General features: G+C 57.8%; 14 protein-coding genes. 9 read left to right on the top strand and 5 right to left on the bottom strand.

From position 1 onward, the window contains the following. Positions 1-88: 88 nt before the first annotated feature. Positions 89-1,849 (bottom strand): SpoIIE family protein phosphatase, encoded by a 1,761-nt coding sequence (locus FEM03_RS17705; protein ID WP_138087621.1) that lies wholly within the window; start codon positions 1,847-1,849, stop codon positions 89-91. Between the two features lie 114 nt (positions 1,850-1,963). On the opposite strand from FEM03_RS17705, the gene FEM03_RS17700 reads away from it, so the two are divergent. The 9 genes from FEM03_RS17700 to FEM03_RS17660 all read left to right on the top strand — a co-directional run bounded on the left by FEM03_RS17700 (position 1,964) and on the right by FEM03_RS17660 (position 14,645). Then, entirely contained in the window at positions 1,964-2,371 is a 408-nt protein-coding gene (locus tag FEM03_RS17700; RefSeq protein WP_138087620.1) for a YkvA family protein, read from the top strand. A 136-nt stretch (positions 2,372-2,507) separates the two neighbouring features. Beyond that, positions 2,508-5,312, top strand: coding sequence for a DUF1592 domain-containing protein (locus FEM03_RS17695; RefSeq protein WP_166442956.1), 2,805 nt, complete (start codon positions 2,508-2,510; stop codon positions 5,310-5,312). 180 nt (positions 5,313-5,492) lie between these two features. Beyond that, the gene (locus tag FEM03_RS17690; RefSeq protein WP_166442955.1) at positions 5,493-7,304 is read left to right on the top strand and encodes an Hsp70 family protein; all 1,812 of its coding nucleotides are present in this window, start codon (positions 5,493-5,495) and stop codon (positions 7,302-7,304) included. 267 nt (positions 7,305-7,571) lie between these two features. Then, on the top strand, positions 7,572-8,879 hold the full coding sequence (locus tag FEM03_RS17685) for a PQQ-dependent sugar dehydrogenase (RefSeq protein WP_138087618.1): 1,308 nt from the start codon (positions 7,572-7,574) through the stop codon (positions 8,877-8,879). Between the two features lie 77 nt (positions 8,880-8,956). Beyond that, positions 8,957-11,038: a TonB-dependent receptor plug domain-containing protein gene (locus tag FEM03_RS17680; RefSeq protein WP_206171061.1), complete on the top strand. Its 2,082-nt coding sequence runs from the start codon at positions 8,957-8,959 to the stop codon at positions 11,036-11,038. Between the two features lie 20 nt (positions 11,039-11,058). Further along, positions 11,059-11,427 (top strand): hypothetical protein, encoded by a 369-nt coding sequence (locus tag FEM03_RS17675; RefSeq protein ID WP_138087616.1) that lies wholly within the window; start codon positions 11,059-11,061, stop codon positions 11,425-11,427. 145 nt (positions 11,428-11,572) lie between these two features. Then, positions 11,573-12,148 (top strand): DUF2062 domain-containing protein, encoded by a 576-nt coding sequence (locus FEM03_RS17670; RefSeq protein ID WP_138087615.1) that lies wholly within the window; start codon positions 11,573-11,575, stop codon positions 12,146-12,148. A gap of 27 nt (positions 12,149-12,175) precedes the next feature. Then, on the top strand, positions 12,176-13,285 hold the full coding sequence (locus FEM03_RS17665; protein WP_138087661.1) for a TerC family protein: 1,110 nt from the start codon (positions 12,176-12,178) through the stop codon (positions 13,283-13,285). 31 nt (positions 13,286-13,316) lie between these two features. After that, positions 13,317-14,645, top strand: coding sequence for a hemolysin family protein (locus tag FEM03_RS17660; RefSeq protein WP_138087614.1), 1,329 nt, complete (start codon positions 13,317-13,319; stop codon positions 14,643-14,645). Between the two features lie 18 nt (positions 14,646-14,663). On the opposite strand, the gene FEM03_RS17655 is transcribed toward FEM03_RS17660, so the two are convergent. The 4 genes from FEM03_RS17655 to FEM03_RS17640 form a co-directional block, all read right to left on the bottom strand. After that, positions 14,664-15,200, bottom strand: coding sequence for a DUF4132 domain-containing protein (locus FEM03_RS17655; RefSeq protein WP_138087613.1), 537 nt, complete (start codon positions 15,198-15,200; stop codon positions 14,664-14,666). A 193-nt stretch (positions 15,201-15,393) separates the two neighbouring features. Then, entirely contained in the window at positions 15,394-17,007 is a 1,614-nt protein-coding gene (locus tag FEM03_RS17650) for an excinuclease ABC subunit UvrC (RefSeq protein WP_138087612.1), read from the bottom strand. Between the two features lie 164 nt (positions 17,008-17,171). Continuing rightward, positions 17,172-18,986 (bottom strand): monovalent cation:proton antiporter-2 (CPA2) family protein, encoded by a 1,815-nt coding sequence (locus tag FEM03_RS17645; RefSeq protein WP_138087611.1) that lies wholly within the window; start codon positions 18,984-18,986, stop codon positions 17,172-17,174. Between the two features lie 167 nt (positions 18,987-19,153). Then, positions 19,154-20,533, bottom strand: a complete 1,380-nt coding sequence (locus FEM03_RS17640; RefSeq protein WP_240772826.1) for an SGNH/GDSL hydrolase family protein — start codon at positions 20,531-20,533, stop codon at positions 19,154-19,156. Positions 20,534-20,635 lie beyond the last annotated feature (102 nt).

Raw genomic sequence — 20,635 nt, 5'->3', positions numbered from 1 at the left:
CGTGGAGCGGTGGTGTTGAGGAGCTGCAAAATCTTTGGAGTTCCAGGGTTTCGGTGCAGGCTTTGCGGCTTCGACTTGAGGAAGTCGATCAGGTGAATTTGGCGCAGAGGAGGGTGAAGTCGTCGGGGAATTCGCTGCTGCCGCAGAGGGCGGCGGCGTGATGGTGGAGGAAGTCGCATTCGCCGCTGGTCATGTTGGCGGTGCCGGCGACGGTGCTCACAAAACTGGCGCTGGTGCCGGTGGTGCCGTCGGCGAGGGGGAACTCGAAAACGCCATCGGTGTAGAGGAAGAGTTTGGCTCCGGGATGGACTTTGGTTTTGGCGGACTGGAAGGTGATGTCGGCAAGAGCTCCGAGGACGGGTCCGTTGGTGGTGAGTTCTTTGACCTGGCCGCGATCAAGGAGGATGGCGGGTGGATGACCGCCGCTGGAGTAGTGAAGCTCCTTTTTGGTGGTGTTGTAGATGCCGCACCACAGGGTCCAGGTGAGTCCACCGTGTTTTTCCATGGGAAAGGTTTGGTTGAGGTGGGTGAGCCAGTCGGCGGGGTCGCGAAGCCAGGGTTCTTTGCGCTCGATGCTGAGGCGGAGGTGGTTGATGAGTGAGACGGCGAGGAGGGCGGCTCCGATGCCGTGACCGGCGACGTCGACGACAAAAAGATAGAGGTGGTCGTGATCGAGCCAGTCGTAACCGAAGACATCACCGCCGAGTCCGCCGCTGGGCTGGTATTGCCAGTGGAGGTGAACAGGTCCAGTGGTCACGGGGGCGGGAAGGAGTCGGGAAAGGTAGCGGGTGGCCTGGGCGAATTCGACTTTGAGGGAGTCTTCGTGGAGTTGGAGGCGTTCGAGGTCCTGGGCGCGGCGGGCGTTGTCGAGGGCGAGGGAGAAAAGGTGGAAGCTGAGGTGGGCGGTTTGTTCGTCGAAGTCAGTCCAGAGCGCGTGGGGCGGGCGGGTGAGTTGGATTTCGCCGCCGGGGTGGGTTTTGGAGAAATGGGGAGTGGCGTGTTGGTAGACGGTGCCGGCGATGGCGGCGGGGTGAAGGGATTGGTCGGATTGGAGAATGGAGAGGGCGACGTGGGTTTCAGGTAGCAGGTCGGCGGTGTATTGGGCGATGAGGGGGAGAATGACGGGCAGGTCGCCGGTGTGCAGGGCGGGGGAGGAGAGCAACGCGCTGAGCTGGTGGAGATGGGTGGTGTGAGCCTTGAGGCTGGTTTGAAGATGGAGGTTTTGCTGGTGTTCGTCGGTGATGTCGTGGAGGGCGAGGAGGAAGGTGTTGGTGGCGTTGTCGCGTCGGAGGAGGGTGCGGAGATGGAGTTCGCGGGGCGGCGGGGATTGGAGGTCGATGCTGGTGGTTTGTTGGTTTTGCAATTGGTCGAGGGCGAGGCGGAGTCGGATGATGCTTTGCGGATCGATGAAGCTGGCGAGGTTGCTGCCGATGGTGAGGGTGGTGCCGAGGAGGGTTTGGGCGCTGGGGTTGAGGAGCTGGATCTGGAGCAGCGGGTCGATGGTGAGCAGGGCGACCGGGTGATTGGTAAGGGTGTTGGGGGAGGATTCTTGAAAGGTTTGACGAAGGCGCAGGTGAAGGGTGTGGATGGTGAGGTCGTTGATGGCGGTGAGGGGCACCGATTCTTCGGGCGTGAGGAGTTTGCCGTTGAGCCGGGTGGCGTTGCGGACGTTGGGGAGGACGGTGAGGTGCCAGAGGTTTTGGACGAGATCGACGCGAAGATGATGGCGGGAGAGCACGTCGCAGGTTTTGAGGGCATCAAGGGCGACGGTGCCGAACCGGCCAATGATGTCGCCAGATTGAAGGGGCCAGGATTGGGCGTCGATTTCAAGATTTAGGCTGCTGGACATGGGAGATGCGACGGGAGGAGGACAGATGAAGTTTTTTTGCAACGTTCCTGAAGCTTGATCATCCAAGGTTGTTGCCATGCTTGCTGTTTGGCAATCGTAAGGAAAATTTAAGCCATGTCTGAAAAATCATCCCCTCCCGATCAGCGTCATGATGCCACGATTTCCACGGTGGTGGACAAGGAACGTGAAATTGAGAAGAAATTAACGGGTCAGAAGGCGCTAAAGGCATTGTTGGAGCATGGGATATTGCTGCTGCAGATGGTGAAGGATTATTTCCAAGGGAACTATCGTGAGGTGCCGTATTGGGCGATTGGAGCAGCGGCGCTGGCCTTGTTTTATGTGTTGAATCCGGTGGATGCGATTCCGGACATCGTGCCGGGACTGGGGTATCTGGATGATGCGACAGTGCTGGCGTTTTGTTTGAAGCTGGTAGAGACCGAGTTGAGCAAATATCGGGAATGGCAGGCAGCGCGGAAGGGCAAAGGGGTGGAGGAATCCAAGAAGCAGGGTGCAGATTCCTGATTTCGACCTATTTTGCGGAAAGCCGCAGGGGGGTGAAGCGCGTAGTCCTATAAGAGGACGTGGCGCATGGGTTGCTGCCGCGGCTTTTCTGAATTGAATCGAAATGAAATTGCGTCGCCTGGTTACTTTTGTTGTTGTGAGTTTGTCTTCCGTGGGGATGGCGATGGTGAAACCTGTGTTTGCGGCGGGAGAGCTGCGTGGTCACCAGACGTTTGAAAAGAGTGTGCTGCCGGTGTTGCAGACCTTTTGTTACGACTGCCATGGGGATGGGATGGACAAGGGCGATTTTGCGATGGACGGGCACAAGGATTATGCGGAGGCGCTGAGCGACAAGAAGATGTGGGATCATGTGCGGGAGATCATGAGCACGCATGTGATGCCTCCGGAGGACAAGGATCAGCCGACATTGGAGGAGCGGAAACTGGTGTTGAAGTGGATTGAAGACGAGGTGTTTTGGGTGGACCCCACGAAGCCTGATCCAGGGCATGTGACGTTGCGTCGAATGAATCGCACGGAATACAACAACACGGTGCGCGATGTGTTGAAGGTGAACTCACGTCCGGCGCGTAATTTTCCGCCGGATGACACGGGTTATGGTTATGACAACATTGGGTCGGTGTTGAGCCTTTCACCGATGTTGATGGAGAAGTATTTGCGGTCGGCGCGCGAGGTCGCTGCGGAGGCGGTGTGGGTGCGTCCGGCGGGGCGTTTTGAGGATGAGTTGAGCGGGGATGAGTTCAAGGTGAGCAGCGGCAGTGGTTCGGAGCGCTATGGGATGATGGCACTGTTTGGCAATGGCGAAATGGTGGGAACGACGGAGATCAAAGAGCCGGGTTTGTATCGGGTGACGTTGTTGCTTTCGTCGAACAAATCGGGGGATGAAAACGCGAAGTATGCGGTGCTGGTGGATGGGAAGGAAGTGTTCAATGGCGAGGTGGAGAAGGAGTTTGATGGCAAGGACATTGATGGCAGCCTGGAGCGGGTGGCGTTTGATTTGAACTTGGAGAAAGGCAAGCGCAGTCTGGCGGTGCGGTTTTTGAATGATCATTTTGATGACAACGCGCCGGACAAACATCGTCGTGATCGCAACCTGTTGCTGAGGTCGGCTCATGTGGAAGGGCCGATCAAAATGAAGGCGGTGGCGCAGTCGCCATTTCTGGAGTGGCTGATGCAGGGCAAGAAGATTAGTCCTGCGCAGCTGGAGATTCAGGGTGACGACTTTGAGAAGCTTGATGGTGGCGGGGTGTTTTTGCAAAACAAGCGGGCGGTGTTCGCCAGCAATGGAAGCGTGAAGCGCGAGTTTGAGCTGCCGTCGGACGGTGAGTATCGGGTGATGTTGGTGGCGAATGCGAACCAGGCTGGGGATGAACGGGCGCGGTTGTCGGTGAAGGTGGGCGATGAGGTGCGCACGCTGGACATCACGGAGCCGGATGGCAAGAATCAAACGCTGTCATTCACGACGAAAAAACTGAAGGCAGGCAAAAACACCATCGTGGTAGGTTTTGTGAACGATTTTTATCTGAATGGCAAGGATCGCAATGCCTATTTGGAAGAGGTGTATATCGTGGGACCCACCGGCTCGGAGACGGCCCAGGTGTTTGAGCCTGCGTTTGCGCGCGAATGGATCAGCCGCATGGGATTGAAGATGTTTCGGCGTCCTGTTGAAGCGGGGGATCTCAACAAGCTGATGGGGCTGGTCGTGATGGCGCAGAAAGAAGGCGCTTCACGGCAGGAAGCGATCAGCCTGGTGTTGGAGGCGATGATGGGATCGTCGAAGTTTTTGTTCAATGGTGCCCCGGATGTGGCGGGACCCGTGGGGAAAGGATCGGCGTTGGTGAATGAGTTCACGCTGGCATCGCGTTTGTCTTATTTCATCTGGAGCAGTGCGCCTGATGATCAGTTGCTGGAGCTGGCGGGCAAGGGTCAGCTGCGGGCCAATTTGAAAGCCGAGGTCAAGCGCATGATCGGTGATTGGAAGGGATGGGCGTTGACGGAAAATTTTGCGGGTCAGTGGCTGCGGCTGCGTGACATCGAGTTGATGTCGCCCCATCAGCGGCGTTTTCCGGAATTTTACAAGGGCAGTCTGCGTCGCGACATGAAGAAGGAGTCGGAGTTGTTTTTTGATCACATCCTGCGCGACAACCGCAGCGCTTTGGAGATCCTCGACAGCGACTACACGTTCATGAACGAGACGCTGGCGAAGTTTTATGGCGTTGAGGGCGTGAAGGGTTCCAAGTTCCAGAAGGTGTCGTTGAAAGGCACGCCGCGTGGCGGGTTGTTGACGCAGGCGGGGATTTTGGCGCTGACGTCGCATCCAACAAGAACGTCGCCGGTGAAGCGGGGTCAGTTTTTGTTGGAGAACGTGCTGGGCACACCGCCGCCGCCGGCGCCTCAGAACATTCCAGAGTTTGGCGAGGATCGCGGGGCCAAGGTGGAGGGAACGTTGCGTCAGCGTTTTGAGGCGCACCGTGCGAATCCGAGCTGCTCCAGCTGTCACGCATTCCTTGATCCGTTTGGTTTCGCGTTTGAGAACTTTGATGCGATCGGACGCTGGCGCGATCAGGACAACAAGGAGGCGGTGGATGCGACGGGCAAGCTGCTGACGGGGGAGAAGTTCAACGGGGCGGCGGAGTTGCGCAAGCTGTTGGTGGATCTGAAACGCGATGACTTCACGCGGACCTTGATTGAGAATCTTTTGATTTATTCGCTGGGCCGCGGGTTGGATTATCCCGACAAGCTGTTTGTCAGGCAGTTGAAGGAGAAGGCGGCAGAGGGTGAGTATCGTCTGCAGGATTTGATTGTTTCGGTGGTGGAGAGTGTGCCGTTCCAGAAAATGCGGGCGACGGTCGCGGCGGCTCCGGCACCAGCAGCACCGACACCGGCGACTCCGTCGGCACCGGTGACTCCCGCTGCTCCGAAGCAGGAGACGGCGCAGAAGTAAGGGATGCGGAACTTGTAGTCTATGGTGTGATGTAGGCACGGAGACGCTCGGATGACAGGCAAAATGCCTGTCACACCCACAGGCTGCAAGCTGTGTCACGGGGATACACAAGGCCGTCAGTCGATTGATTCAAGTTGGTTGAAGGGGATTAATGGTTGATGGTTGGACCTTGGAGTGAGCATGAACGAAATTGAGACCGACTACATTTTGGGAATTGACCTTGGGACGACGAATTCGTTGGTGGGGGTGGTGGACAGTGGGTTTCCCATTTTGCTGGCGGATGCGGAGGGTTCACGATTGACGCCATCGGCGGTGTTTTATGATGGGGATGGGAACGTGATGGTCGGGGCGGCGGCGTTGCGGCGGCGGGCTTTGGAACCTGCGAGGACGGTGACTTCAGTGAAACGTTTTATGGGAAGGCGCGAAGGGGAGGTTGATCAGAATCAGGATGGCTGGCAGCCGGCTTATGATTTGAAAGCGTTGGGGGTGGATGCGGTGCAGGTCTCGAGTGAGATTTTGAAGCACTTGAAGGGCATCGCCGAAAGGGCGTTGGAGACCACGGTGAACCGGGCGGTGATCACGGTGCCGGCTTATTTTAATGATGCACAACGGCAGGCCACGAAGCAGGCAGGGGAACTGGCAGGGTTGAAGGTGGAGCGCATTGTCAGCGAACCGACAGCGGCGGCGCTGGCTTATGGATTGGACAAGATGGAGGAGCGTCGACGGATTGCCGTTTATGATCTGGGTGGCGGCACCTTTGATGTTTCGATTTTGGAAATGCGGGATGGCGTGTTTCAGGTGCTGGCGACGGCAGGCGACACGCGGCTTGGTGGGGATGATGTGGACCGCGCATTGGCGGCGTGGATCTGGAGACAGATGAAGGTTTCGGATGAAGAATTTGAGATGATAGGGGTGTCGAAACAGTCGCGATTGATGACAGCGGCGGAGGAGGCGAAGAAGCGGTTGTCGGTTCAGGATGAGGTGACCGTTGATCTGCCGTTTTTTGAGGGAGAAAAGAGTTATCAGGTGATCGTTAATCTGGCGGACTTTAACAAGCTGGCGACGCCGTTGATTGATCGAACCCGCGCTTTTTGTTTGCGGGCGATGTCGGATGCCGGAGTGAAGACGGAGGATTTGGACGAGGTGATTTTGGTGGGTGGTTCGACGCGAATGAGACTGGTGCGTGAGAAGGTGGCGCAGTGGTTTTCGCGGGAGCCGAATCTTTCGCAGAATCCTGATGAGGCCGTGGCGCTGGGCGCGGTGATTCAGGCGGGCATTTTGAGCGGAGCGCTGAGGAATGTGGTGTTGCTGGACGTGACACCGTTGTCATTGGGAATTGAGACGTTTGGTGGATTGATGAATGTGATCATTCCGCGCAACACGACGATCCCGTGCAAGGCGGGTGAGATGTTTACCAATGCAGTGAATTTTCAGGACGCGATGTTGATTCGCGTGTTGCAGGGCGAGCGCGAACTGGCGAAAGACAACTGGGAGTTGGGCAAGGTGGCGGTGCCGTTTCCGCCGGGTCCGAAAGGCAGTGCGCGGGTGGGGGTGCAGTTTGCTTTGGATGCGAATGGGATCTTGCAGGTGCTGGCACGTGACACGGCAACGCAGACGGATACGGTGCTGGAGATTCAAAGCGCGGCGGTGGATGTGGATGACGCGCAGGTGGAAAAAATGATTTCGGAAAGTGTGGATCATGCGTTTGAAGACATGAATGAGCGGGTGTGGACGGAGGCGAGGTTGAAGGCAGAAGAGTTGCTGGGGGCGGTGGAGGAGGCGCTGGGGTTGTGCGAAGGAATGGTGGAAGCCGACGAGGTGGAAGGGATTCGTCAATGCGCGGCAAATGTGGAAGCGGTTTTGAAGTCGGGGGTGCATGATGCGCGGGTGTTGAAGCAGGCCAACCAGGAATTGGATGATGCGACGCAGACGCTGGCGGTGATGTTGGTGGAGCGTGCGATGGAAGAGGCGATTGAGCGGAAGTTGAGTTAGGCCGGGTCCGTTGATGATCGCAGGGGCGATCTATTAACATGATCAATACCACCAACTCATCATTGCCTGAACCGCTTGGCCCGAATCCAGGCGATCCTGTGCCTACGCCACCACAACAGCCAACGCCACCTCCCGGGCAGCCTGAACCGACGGATCCTACTCCGGCACCACCAGCGCCTGCGCCTCCTGCACCAGCGGCGTGATGTTGATGAGGGTGGTTAAGTGACGTCCGGTTTTCGCGCGATCTGCGATTCATGATGAACCATCATGAAAACCTATCGTCGCACACCAGGAAGAAGTTCAGCAACCATGGCCGGACTGTTGGCCGTGTTAACCATAACAACCGTATCGGCTGAAGTGCTGACGGGACGTGCGGCCTTTGGAGACTGGACCTCTGATGCCCCGGGGGTGCGGCGCAAGATCACGGTCGAGGATTTGCCCAAGCCCCATGAGGTGCCTTCGAGCAAGAATCGTCCGAAAATGGTGGACCGGCCTGAAGACGCATGGCCCAAAGTTCCAGCCGGATTCAAGGTGGAACTATATGCAGAGAAATTGAAGGAGCCGCGGGTGATCGTGACGGCACCGAACGGAGACATCTTTGTGGCGGAGAGCAAGTCGGACAGGGTGAGTGTGCTGCGGGATGAAGATGGTGATGGCAAGCCGGAGTTGAACCAGGTTTTTGCAACGGACTTGAAACAGCCATTTGGCATTGCATTTTATCCTCTGGGAGACGATCCAAAATTCATCTACATCGCCAACACCAACGAGGTGGTGAGGTTTCCTTATAAAAACGGCCAGCTGAAAGTGGAGGGGAAACCGGAAGTGATCACGGAGTTGTCGAGCGGGGGCCAGTTGACGGGAGGAGGGCACTGGACCCGGGACATTGTTTTTTCCAAGGATGGCACGAAGTTGTTCATTTCGATCGGTTCGAAGTCAAACGTGGATGACAACGAGGAGGAGGCTGATCGGGCACGAATTTTTGAATGTGATCCAGATGGAAAAAACAAGCGGGTCTATGCGTGGGGCGTCAGGAATCCAGTGGGGCTGGCGATTCATCCAGAGACGGGTGATTTGTGGACCTCGGTGAACGAGCGCGATGAGTTGGGGGACAATCTGCCGCCGGACTATGTGACGAAGGTGAAGGATGGCGGGTTTTATGGGTGGCCGTGGTTTTACATCGGGGGAAATGAAGATCCTTCGCATGTTGGCAAGAAGGCGGAGTTGAAGGATCAGGTGATTGTGCCGGATGTATTGTTGCAGTCACACACGGCGTCTTTGTGCATGACGTTTTATGATGGAGCGATGTTCCCGGCCGAGTATAAAAATCATGCGTTTGCGGCGCAGCATGGTTCGTGGAACCGGGAACGGCGGACCGGTTACAAGTTGATTCGCATTCCGGTGGACGGTGGTAATGCAACGGGGGAATATGAGGATTTTATGACGGGATTTGTGACAGCCGATGGCGATGTGTGGGGAAGGCCGGTGGGAGTAACGGTTGCCAAGGATGGCTCAATGTTGGTAAGTGATGATGGAGCCAATTGCATTTGGCGGATCACTTACGAAGGTAACAAGTAATGGAGTTATCAGAAAGAGAGGTTGAATTAGCCGAGTCGAAGTTGCTTCGGCGATTTCAACTTTGTCGCGAATGGGCGGTGCTCTTGCTCGTGGGATGGATGTTTTGTCCTCAACTCGTTTATGGGCAGGAGCCGGTCATAGAGCTGGAAACTACCACCGTGGTTTCATCGAGATATCCGACGGTGGAAGAAGGGGGAGGTGGTTTTAGCACGACTTCAATAAATCAGGAGGAGTTGGGCTCGGCACCTCAGGCGCGCCTTGATGATGTGATCAGATCGATTGTTCCGGGCTTTAGTTTGTTCAGGCGCAGCAGCAGTGCGACGGCGAATCCTACGACGCAGGGGGCGAGTTTGCGCAATCTGGGTCCGAATGGCGCAGGGAGGACCTTGGTGCTTTTGGATGGGGTGCCGCAGAACGATCCGTTTGGGGGTTGGGTTTACTGGCAGCGGCTGCCGCCGGGTTTGCTTGGCAATGTGACGGTAGTTCAAGGTGGAGGAGCGGGATTGTTTGGAAACAATGCACTGGGCGGGACAATTTATTTGTCGCGTCGAAACGGACACACGGTGTCGGCGAGTTTGATGGGGGGCGAAAGAGAAACCGCAGAGGGGGTGTTGTTGTTGAGTTCTGCGTGGGGGAATTGGGAGGTGGACGCAGCTTTGCAGGCGCAGCACACGGGAGGTCATCCGGTGGTGAGGGAGGATCAGAGAGGTCCGGTTGATATCGATGCGGATTCGCGGTCGATGTTGTTTGAGTCGGGAGTGGCGACAACACTGGAGTCGGGAGTAAGAGTTTCTGTGCGGGCTTCGTGGTTTGAAGAGGAGCGCGGCAATGGAACGCCATTGACGGGAAATCGGAGCGAGGCGTTGGATCTGAGCCTGGGGATTCGCGGGCCTGAGGGCGAGGTGCAATGGGAGGGCTTGTTGTATTTTCAGGATCGGAGGTTTGAGAGCACGTTCAGTTCGGTGAATGAGGAGCGGACGATGGAGGTTCCGGCGTTGGATCAGTATGCGGTGCCAGCTCATTCGTTGGGGTTCAGTTTCACGACGACTTTTGTGGGAGGATTGCCGATGGCGGGAGCCGGGCGGGATGAGTCGAAATTGATTGTTGGGGTGGATGGCCGCTGGATTGAGGGGGAGACGCGTGAGCGGTTCCGATTCGATGACGGTGGGTTTTTGAACGAGCGCGAGGCGGGAGGAATGCAGAGTTTTTTTGGGGTGTTCGCCGAGCAGAATTGGGCGATGGGGGAGGACGTGAAAGTGACCTTGGGAGGTCGAGCAGATTACTGGAGTGTGACGGATGGACGGCGTGTGGAACGGGTGAGGTCGACGGGGGCGACGTTTTTGGATGAGTCGTTTGATGATCGCGATGGAGTGGCAACCAACGGGAGATTGGGGATTTCTTGGGATGCGCTGGACCGGTTGACGTTGAGGGCGGCGGGTTACAGCGGATTTCGGGTGCCGACGTTGAATGAACTGTATCGTCCTTTTCGGGTGCGCAATGATGTGACGGGGGCGAATGATGAACTGGAACCGGAAAAGCTTTTGGGAGCGGAGGCGGGGATGGAGTGGCGACCGGTGGAGGAGGTGAAGTTGGGTGCGGTGTTGTTTTGGAATCGGCTGAACGATGCGGTGGCGAATGTGACGGTGCTGGAGGGGCCTGGGACGGCACCGGATGGCACGATGATTCCGGCGGGCGGGGTGTTTCGGCAGCGGCAAAATGTGGAGTCGGTCACCACGCGTGGGCTGGAGTTGAGCGGTCAGTGGCAGGCGTTGGACCATTTGAAGATGTCGCTGGCTTATCTCTTTACCAATACCGAGCTGCGTGATTCGTCTTCGCAATTGGATGGTCGCGAACTGGCGCAGGCCCCTGCGCATGTGGTGACGGGGGCAGTGGCGTGGCGTCCACATAAGCAATGGGAGGCGGTGTTGCAGGCGCGTTATGGCAGCGAGCAGTTTGAGGATGATCTGAATTCGATCACGCTGGAGTCGTATGTGGTTTGGGATGCGGCGCTGAATTATCAGATGACGCAGCAACTGAGCGTTGGTCTGGTGGTGGAGAATGTGTTTGATCGAATGGTGGAGACGGGGCGTTCGGCGGATGGGGTGGTGAGCATTGGTGCACCGCGATGGGTGGGGTTGCGGATGAAGTGGGATTGGTGACGGGCGAGTGATTTGACTTTTTGGGCATTTCGATGAACATGGGCGGCTTGCCTGCTGCGATTACTGCTTTCTTTTTCCTGAACCGATCCTTGGTGATCGTTTGGTTCGCTGCTTTTTCGCTGGCGGCAGGCGCGTCGTTTGCGCCAGTTCTAGAGGCTGATCGCCCGGCGGTGGCGGGAGAGACGGCGATTTGTGAGGCCGATGCAGATGTGCAGCTGGTTGGTCGGATTGGGGGATGGATGCCGAAGGCTCCCGTGGATTTTTGGGTGAGGGTTTGGATCGAGGATGTGAAAGAGGTTATCTTTTTGGACCTGGTCTCGGTGGACTGGTCGAATGCCGGCAGACGGGGGCAGATCCTTGGGCGAGCGCCTCCAATCACAGCGGCCTGAATGGTGGTGGTGCGGGTGGCAGGTTTCACCCGGCATCCGGAGGGGGCTGTGGATCCCGGACCGTCGAAATGAATGCGATGGTGGGAACTCGGGTGGCGTATGAATGGAGTGTTTTGTTTGAGCTGGGGATGCCGTGCATCAACGTATGAAGGAACGATATTTATGGCTGGTCAAAAAAAGTTTTCGGGCCTTGAGGCATCGGAAACTACGTCGGCATGTCTGGTGGCAGAAGCTGACAAAGCCGCTTTTTGACCGGGCGTTGTGGGTGCCGTGCCGGGATTCAGTGGCGAAGGGGCTGGCGATTGGATCGTTTTTTGCGCTGATGCCGATGCCGGGACAGGCGTTGATGGCGTCAATTTTGGCGATGGGTTGGCGTGGCAATGTGCCGTTTGCAGTCGGGGCTTGTTTTTTGACGAATCCGTTTACCAGCGTTCCGATCTGGTCGGCGCAGATGTGGCTGGGGAATTTGATTCAGGCACATCTGACGGTGCCGATGCCTGCGATTCTAAACCGCATGGAGACGACGTTGCCAGGATTGGGTCAGGTAAATGCCGGCGGATTTGTGGTCGGGTCGGTGGCGTCGGGTTGCTTGATGGCGTTGGCTGCCTTTGTGCTGACGCATGGTTTTGCGCTGTTGATGCCGAGATACCTGCCGACGCGGCCATTGTTCAAAAGGCGGCGTGAACAGGTTGCTTCAGAAGTTTCAGTGATTAAGGGTTAAACGATTGATATTGATTTTTATTTTATGATGAATGGGTTGTCTTTTTCTTTCCTCGCGCAGATTCAGGCTTCGGGTCTTTTCTGGCCCTGGCTGATTTTCATTGGTTTTGTGATTGCGATGCTGGCGCTTGATCTTGGGGTGTTTCACCGCAAGTCGCACGTGGTGGGATTTAAGGAGTCGCTCAGCTGGTCGGCGGTGTGGATCAGCATGGGACTGGCGTTTTCGTTGCTGGTTTATCAGGCTTATGAGGGCCATTGGTTTGGTCTGGGGTTGATGACGGATGCGGTGGACAAGAAGATCAATGACGGGACACTGGCGGCGACCAAATACCTGACGGCTTACGTGGTGGAGAAGTCGCTGAGTGTGGACAACATCTTCGTCATTTCGATGGTGTTTACGGCTCTGGCGGTGCCGGCGAAGTATCAGCACCGGGTTTTGTTTTGGGGCATTTTGGGGGCGTTGGTGATGCGTGGGGCGATGATCGGGATGGGGGCCTTGCTGGTGCAAAATTTCCATTGGATCTTGTATTTGTTCGGTTTGTTTTTGGTGTTCACGGGGGTGAAGATGCTGCTGGCGAAGCATGAGGAGGAGGCGCATCCGGAGAGAAATCCGGTGGTGAAATGGGTGCGCAAATTTTTCCCGGTGACGCGCGATTTTCATGGTCAGCATTTCATGGTGAGGGCAGGGGGCGCGTGGTCGAAGGAGACCGAGGCGCCTGGTGGCGGAATTGATCCGGTGGTGGCTTCGGCGCCTGACGGGAAGTGGTTGCTAACGCCGCTGGCGGTGGCGCTGATTTTGGTGGAGGTCACGGATTTGATCTTTGCGGTGGATTCGATTCCGGCGGTGTTTGCGATCACGGCGGATCCGTTTCTGGTGTTCACCAGCAATGTGTTTGCGATTTTGGGGCTGCGGTCCCTGTATTTCGCGCTGGCGGGAATGATTGCGAAGTTCCGGTATTTGAAGCCGGCGTTGTCGGTGATTCTGATTCTGGTGGGCGTGAAGATGCTGGCGGCGAAGTGGCTGAAATTGTGGTTGGGCGATTCGTTTAACGTGATTGTGCTGGGCTTGATTCTGGCGATTTTGACCGCAGGCGTGGTGGCATCGTTGGTGGCTGGACCGAAGGAAGAGGAGGTCTAGGAGACCTGGTGTCAGCGAAAGTTTTTAGACGATGAATCCACTGTTGATTGAGATAGGTTTTATAATGGTGCTGCTGGGCGTCAACGGCATTTTCGCGATGACGGAGATCGCCATTGTATCGTCCCGGCGGAGCTTGTTGCAGTCGATGGCCGATGGCGGGCATCGTGGCGCGGCAAAGGCGCTGGAGTTGACGGATAATCCGAACCGTTTTTTGTCGACGGTGCAAATTGGCATTACCCTGGTAGGAATCGTGGCAGGCGCGTTTGGTGGGGCGAGCATCGCGAAACGACTGGCGGCGGTGTTGGAGACGCAGCCGTTTATTGGGGATTATGCGACGCAGATTTCGCTGGCGGTGGTGATTGGTGTGATTACGTATCTTCAGCTGGTGTTGGGGGAGCTGGTGCCGAAGCGGCTGGCGATGCGGTTTCCTGAGCCGATCGCGAGCACCATGAGTGTTCCGATGTCCTGGTTGTCGACGATTGCGTCGCCTGCGGTGGTGATGTTGTCGGTTTCGACGGGCTGGTTACTGAAAATTTTTGGAGTGAAGGACGAGGGAAACAACCGGATGTCGCGTGAGGAGTTCACTGTGATGGTGCGCGAGGGACTGGTGATGGGCAACATCGGACGGGCTGAGTCACGGATGATTCAAGGGGTGTTTGAGTTTGGGGAGCTGGAGGCGTATGACATCATGATTCCGCGTCCGAGGATGATGTGGATCGAAAGCGACGCGACGCATGCGGAGATCTGGCCGATGATCGTGAAGAGCACGCAGGAGGTCTTCCCGGTGTATTACGAGAAGCGCGACGAGCTGCTCGGGGTGGTATCAATCAAGGATTTGTATGCGCAGATGGCGGCGGGTGCGGAGATCAAGTTTGGTGAACTGACTCATCCGCCGTTGATGGTTTCGGAGACGCAGAAGGCGAGTGAGTTGCTGGAAAGTTTCCGCAGCACGGGACAGCGGGCGGCATTTGTGATTGACGAATTTGGAACGGTGATCGGAATGGTCACGGTGATGGATTTGCTGGAGTCAATCGTGGGAGATGTGATGTCGAAGGAGGAAAGGTCGACGATGCCGCTTCGCAAACGGCCGGATGGTTCATGGGTGATCAATGGTCACTATGAGATCGAAAAGCTGCCTGACCATATTGAGGATTTTGTGGCACCGAAGGAGGCGGGTTATGATTATCGGACGGTGGCGGGATGGTTTGCGCATGTGCTGGTGCGGATGCCGAAAGAGGGGGACACGCTGGAGCAGAGCGGCTGGCGTTTTGAGATCATGGACATGGATGGCGCACGCGTGGACAAGGTGATGGCATCACGCGTGGTGGCTGAGCTTGCAGAGAAAGCGGAGAGTGCCTGATGGTTTCGCTGGATCATGTCATGCATCGGGTTGTTTGAAGGGTTGGGACAGGTCGTGGTTGGAGAAAATTTCCTGCCAGCGTTGCCATTTAGCTTCGTCGGCGGGTTTGCCGGTGATGACTAATTCTGGGCGATCTTTGGCTTCGTGGGCGATGCGGCGGATGCATTCAAGGGTGGCGGTGGCGACGATGTCGATATGGAGGTCGAGGCCGGTGGATGGGCGGAAGTCTTCGAGGTGGATGTAGACGATGTTGTCGTCGATGGATTGAGAGATACGGATGCCGGAGGCGGAGATCAAGTTGGCGTCGTCGGAGCGGATGTTGCGGGGGGCGTCGGTGAGAAGTTCGTGGGAATGGGCGACGGCGGCGTAGGGTGGTTTGCCGTGGAAATGGTAGACGAGAAATGGGATGGGCATGATGGAGAAGCCTTTTGGATGAGATTCACTCCCGGTAATGATGGGTTGGTAGGTGGTGACGACGGCGGATTCACCGGCGTGGGCGAGGTGGGTGAGGAGGAGGCACAAGGTGAGGGTGAGGATTCTTAAAGCGGCATTCATTTTTCGAGGGTATCTAAAAATGAGAGGGATGTCATCAAGTCATGTGTGGAGTGATGATGCGTTTTAACACGATGTGAGTTGGGAGAACCTGAGACCGACGAAACGTCGGTGGTCCGACTGAGAGGAGGCCTGGCCGATGACACATCGGCGCTCCATGGTCTGACGACGAAACGTCGATGGAGCTGTGAGTGGTTTAGCTGCTGCGGTCGTCGAGGAACTTCAGGATGTCCTGGGCGAGAGTTTTGCTGATGCCGGGGAGTTTGGCGATGTCTTCGACGCTGGCTTTGCGGAGTCGGGCGACGGAGCCGAAGGCGCGGAGAAGGGTGGTGCGGCGGGCCTGGCTGATTCCGGTGCAGTCGTCGAGGATGCTTTCGGCGACGCGTCGTTTTAGGAGGAGTTGATGGTAGCCGTTGGCCCAACGGTGGGCTTCGTCGCGGATGCGCTGGAGAAGTTTTAAGGCACCGCGATCGTGGGGGATGCGGATGGGTTCTTCGATGCCGGGGCGGTAGACTTCTTCTTCCTGTTTGGCGAGGCCTATGACGGGGAGGTCGTGGAGGCCGAGTTTGTTGAGCTGGGCGACGGCGACTCCAAGCTGGCCTTTGCCTCCGTCGATGATGACGAGGTCGGGAAGGGAGACCCACTTGGGATTTTTGGAGACGATTTCGGATTCGATTTCGGGATGCTCGGATTCGAGTCGGCGCAGGGCGTCGAGAGGATTTTCCTGGGTGAATTCGGCGGCTTCGGCACCGAGTTGGTCGCGGGCTTCGAGGAGGACGCGGGAGTAGCGACGCTGGACGACTTCGGACATGGCGAGGAAGTCGTTCTGGCCGTCGACGATGCGGATGCGGTAGCGACGGTATTTGGCGTTGTCGGAGACGCCGTTTTTGAAGCGGACCATGCTGGCGACACAGTGGGCGGTGCCGATGTTGGCGATGTCGAAACATTCCATGACCAGCGGGGGACGTTCGAGTCCGAGGTATTCCTGAAGCTCTTTGACATCGGCCATGGGGTCGATGGTGGAGGCGAGTCGGAGGTGGGGGGCGCGCTCGAAGGTGCGCATGGGTTTGAGGGTTTTTTGCAGGTGCTCGAACATGTCGCGCAGTTCGGCGGCGCGTTCGAAGTCGAGTTTGGCGGCGGCTTTTTTCATCTCCTCCTCAATGGCGTTGAGGAGGCCTTTGGATTTGCCGTCGAGGAAGTCGCAAGCCTGGCTGATGCGGATGCGGTATTCGTCGGGAGTGACTCGAGCGATGCAGGGGGCGGAGCAGTTTTTGATGATGTCGTTGTGACAGTGCTTGTAGTCGTTGGCGTCGGGATTGGCGGGTCGGCAGACGCGCAGGCCGAACTCGCGATTCATCCAGTTGAGGGTGGTGCGCAGGGCACCGCTATGGGCAAAGGGCCCGAAGTAGCGGGCGTTGTCGTCTTTTTTGAGTCGGGTGAGGCTGAAACGCGGGAAGGGGTCGGCGGGCTGGACTTTGACGAGGAGGTAGCGTTTGTCGTCCTTGAAGCTGACGTTGTATTTGGGTCGGAAGTCCTTGATGAGGCGCATCTCGAGGATGAGGGATTCGCCTTCGTTGCGAACGGTGTGGAATTCGAAGTCCCAGATGGATTCGATGAGCGCGCGGGTCTTGGTGTCGGAATGACGGGCGCGGGAGGGGGTGAAGTAGTTGCTGAGGCGCTTGCGAAGATCGCGGGCTTTGCCGACGTAGATCACCTTGCCAAAGCGGTCGCGCATGACGTAGACGCCTGGCTGATGCGGCACGTCGTGGAGGCGGGCGTTGAGGTCGGGCTTTTCGCGACGTAAGGACACTTTGAAAGGATAAGGGCTAAAGGATAAAGGCTAAATGAGAGCTTGTGAAGGAGATACGCTTTAAGCAAGGGTCGTGGGCGGGATGGGGTTGTCGGGGAGGAGGGAATGAGGGGGACTGACAACGGACAGGATGTCCGTTGCACGGCACAGGCTGGAAGCCTGTGTTACCGACTGGCGGCGGTGTCGGTGCGGAAGAGGCGTTCCATTTCGGCGATCTGCTGGCGGGCGGTGGTGATGTAAACTTCGCCGAACTCGTGCTCCTTCCAGATTTCGACCATGGTGTGAATGCTTTGTTCGTCGAGTTCGTGGAAATGCTGGGACGCGCGTTGGGCTTCGGCTTCGGGGATGCCGAGGAGGGAGAGGGTTTTGGTGGCCATCTCGAGGGAGGTGCCGCTGGCTTCGCGATAGACGTGGGGGACGCCGCGCTGGATCATTTCATAGGTTTGGGTGCGGTCGGCGGCGCGGGCGATGATGGTGAGATGGGGGAAGTGTTTTTTGACGGTGTCGACGATTTCAAGGGCTTTGGGCTCATCGTCGATGGCGAGGACGAAGAGCTTGGCGGAGTCGGCTCCGGCGGCGGTGAGCATGTCGACGCGTGAGGCGTCGCCGTAGAAGACTTTGAAGCCGATCTGGCGGAGGAAGTCGATTTGTTCGGAGTCGAGATCGAGCACGGTGGCTTTGAGTCCGGACATGCGCAGGAGTCGGCCGACGGTGAGGCCGAAGCGTCCGAATCCGGCGATGATCACCTGGCTTTCCTCGGATTCGATGGAGTCCATGGGACGTTCGTTTTCCTTGCGCTGGAGTCGGGGGAGAAGGAGTTTTTCGTGGGCCATCAACAGGAAAGGGGTGATGGCCATGGAGAGGGCGACGGTGGCGGTGAGGGGTTTGGTGAGGGTATCGCTGAGGACGTGGTTGGAGTGGGCGAAGGAGAGGAGGACGAAGCAGAATTCGCCGCCTTGGGCGAGGGCGAGGGTGAAGAGGCTGATGTCCTGTCCGGGCATGCGACTGATGCGGGCGAGGGTAAAGAGGACGAGCATTTTGAGGAGGATCAGCGCGGTGACCCAGGTGGCGATTTGAATGGGTTGTGCGGCAATGAGGGCGAAGTCGAGGCTGGCACCGACGGCGATGAAGAAGACGCCGAGGAGGAGGCCTTTGAAGGGTTCGATGTCGCTTTCGAGTTCGTGGCGGTATTCGCTGTCGGAGAGCATGACGCCGGCGAGGAAGGTGCCGAGGGCGGGGCTGAGTCCGACGCTCTGCATGAGCAGGGCGATGCCGATGACGAGGGTGAGGGCGGTGGCGGTGAAGACTTCGCGGAGTTTGGTGGCGGCGATGTAGCGGAAGATGGGGCGGACGAGGTAGCGTCCACCGCCGACAATGAGGGCGACGGCACCGAGGACGAGCAGGGCGTGCTGCCAGTTGGCGAGCTGGGGTCCGTGGTGGTCGGAGGTGGCGGCGATTTGGCGTGAGGCGAGGATGGGCAGAATCGCGAGGATGGGGATGACGGCGATGTCCTGGAAGAGGAGGACAGCGAAGGCGGATTTGCCGGCTTCGGTTTTGAGCTGGCCGCGCTCGGCGAGGGATTGCAGGACGATGGCGGTGGACGACAGGGCGAGGATGAGGCCGATGGCGATGGCTTCCTTCCAAGTGGTGCCAATGAGGAGGGTGGCGGCGGCGATGATGACCGCGGTGGCGAGAACTTGGGAGCCGCCGGTGCCGAGGATGGGGCCGCGCAGACGCCAGAGGAGTTTGGGGCGGAGTTCGAGGCCGATGACGAACATCATCATGACGACGCCGAATTCGGCGTAGTGCATGACGTCGCCGCTTTCGTCACCGATGAACTGGAGGGCGAAGGGGCCAATGGCGGCTCCGGCGATGAGGTAGCCGAGAACAGATCCGAGGCCGAGGCGTTTGGCGACCGGCACCGCGATGATGGCGGCGAGAAGGTAGATGAAGGCCTGGGCGAGGAAGGAGTGATGCATGACTGGGAGTGCCGACGTGTCGTCGGCTTAATGTGGTGATGAACTGATGACCGACGACACGTCGGTGGTCCGACTAAAGGGAGGAGATGATTGAAATCGAGGAGCGGAGTGGGGACGCTGGGTGAGTGGTTGCCTTTGCCGACGACACGTCGGCGCTCCATGGTTCGCTAGGGAAGCACTTCGCCAATGAGCAGGAGTCCGCCCAAATACCAATGATTATTGGCGTATTTGGCGGGGTTGGCTTCGAGATCGGGGCGGTTGCGCTCGAAAAGGATGTTCTTTTTGTCGGGAGCGCTGGCACTGAGTTGGATTTTGATTTTGTGGAGTCCGCCTTCGGGGGCGGTGAGGACGCGGAAGCTGGAGAGGCGGTCGTAGGTGCAATGGGCGTCGATGCGGTTGACGGGTTTTTTGAGTTCGCCATCGACGGTGATATTGAGCTGGCCGCCGTCGGGTCCGACGAGATCATACATGTCGAGGATGGAGCCGTTGACGGTGATTTCGAGGCAGGCGGTGGGATCGTTGGCTTTCCACAGAGAGGGGACGCGGGCGGCGTGGCGTTTGCCGGGGTTGTCCTGGGTGGGATCGAGCAGCGTCCAGTTGCCTTTGAGCATGGATTTTTGGATGGGGATGAGGCGTGCTTTTTCGGAGTTGTCAGCGCGCAGGGGGGCGATCAATTCATGCGGGGCGGGTTTGCCGATGGGTTTGATTTTTTCCAGGCTGCGGATGACGGCGGCGGCGTAGAGTTCGTGGCCGGTTTCGACAAGGGGGTGAACGCCGTCGGTGGAGAAGACGATTTTGCCGGCGGCGGTGTCGGCATTTTTGTCGGTGGATTGATAGACGAGTTTGCCGTCTTTTTCGAGTTGGGCGACTTCGAGTCCCATGTGGATGCTGGGGATGTGGTAGTGGTTGGCAATGTCTTCCATGGCGGTGGCGGAGCGGGAGAACTTGCCGTTTTTGAGGTCTTCGAGCATGGGGGCGCTGAAGGTGTAGACGAAGCAGATGTCGGTGTTGGGGTTGGCCTGCCAGGTTTGGCGGACGATGCCTTCCATGCTGCGATGGATGGTGGCGGGGTCGGTGCCGGCGTCGTTGACGGCGAATTCGACGAAGAGAAGGTCGGGCTGATGTTTGAGGACGTGTTCGCCGACGCGGAAGACGCCGAGGCCGGAGCCGGTGCCTCCAATGGCGGCGTTGATTTCGGAGACTTGGGCTTTGGGGTATTGGCTTTGGAACCAGGCGAGGGTTTTGACGCGCCACCCGGGGGCGGCGGTGATGCTGCCGCCGAGATAGCCGATGCGGACTTCGCCACCGGTGTTGAGTTTGGCGAGGACGTTGGGGAGGCCGTTGCGAGGGGTGAGTTCGACGGCGGGGGCGAGTTTTTCTTCGGGTTTCTGGGCGGGAAGGGCGAGGGGGAGAAAGGACAGGAGGAGGGTTACGATGATGAGGAACTGATGGCCGACGTAACGTCGGCACTCCATGGGGTAAATGATGACCGGCGATACGTCGGCGTTCCTTGGAGGGGCGATTCGATATTGAGTGGTGAGTGTCATGCTGGAGGCACTCTCCCGTGGCGGGGATGAATCGTCAAGGTTGCGGGAGTGGGGAGTGGTCAATTCGAGGTTCGTGAGAATCACGGCATTTCTGCATGCGCG

Origin of the sequence: Phragmitibacter flavus (genome assembly GCF_005780165.1) — a bacterium.
Taxonomy (GTDB): domain Bacteria; phylum Verrucomicrobiota; class Verrucomicrobiia; order Verrucomicrobiales; family Verrucomicrobiaceae; genus Phragmitibacter; species Phragmitibacter flavus.
Note: the sequence above shows the minus strand (reverse complement) of the source record. Positions and strands in the feature narration are given on the sequence as shown.

Coding starts and splice junctions, on each gene's coding strand:
- FEM03_RS17705 (WP_138087621.1), bottom strand. CDS start 1,849: ATGTCCAGCAGCCTAAATCTTGAAATCGACGCCCAATCCTGGCCCCTT.
- FEM03_RS17700 (WP_138087620.1), top strand. CDS start 1,964: ATGTCTGAAAAATCATCCCCTCCCGATCAGCGTCATGATGCCACGATT.
- FEM03_RS17690 (WP_166442955.1), top strand. CDS start 5,493: ATGAACGAAATTGAGACCGACTACATTTTGGGAATTGACCTTGGGACG.
- FEM03_RS17685 (WP_138087618.1), top strand. CDS start 7,572: ATGAAAACCTATCGTCGCACACCAGGAAGAAGTTCAGCAACCATGGCC.
- FEM03_RS17670 (WP_138087615.1), top strand. CDS start 11,573: ATGAAGGAACGATATTTATGGCTGGTCAAAAAAAGTTTTCGGGCCTTG.
- FEM03_RS17665 (WP_138087661.1), top strand. CDS start 12,176: ATGAATGGGTTGTCTTTTTCTTTCCTCGCGCAGATTCAGGCTTCGGGT.
- FEM03_RS17660 (WP_138087614.1), top strand. CDS start 13,317: ATGAATCCACTGTTGATTGAGATAGGTTTTATAATGGTGCTGCTGGGC.
- FEM03_RS17655 (WP_138087613.1), bottom strand. CDS start 15,200: ATGAATGCCGCTTTAAGAATCCTCACCCTCACCTTGTGCCTCCTCCTC.
- FEM03_RS17645 (WP_138087611.1), bottom strand. CDS start 18,986: ATGCATCACTCCTTCCTCGCCCAGGCCTTCATCTACCTTCTCGCCGCC.
- FEM03_RS17640 (WP_240772826.1), bottom strand. CDS start 20,533: ATGACACTCACCACTCAATATCGAATCGCCCCTCCAAGGAACGCCGAC.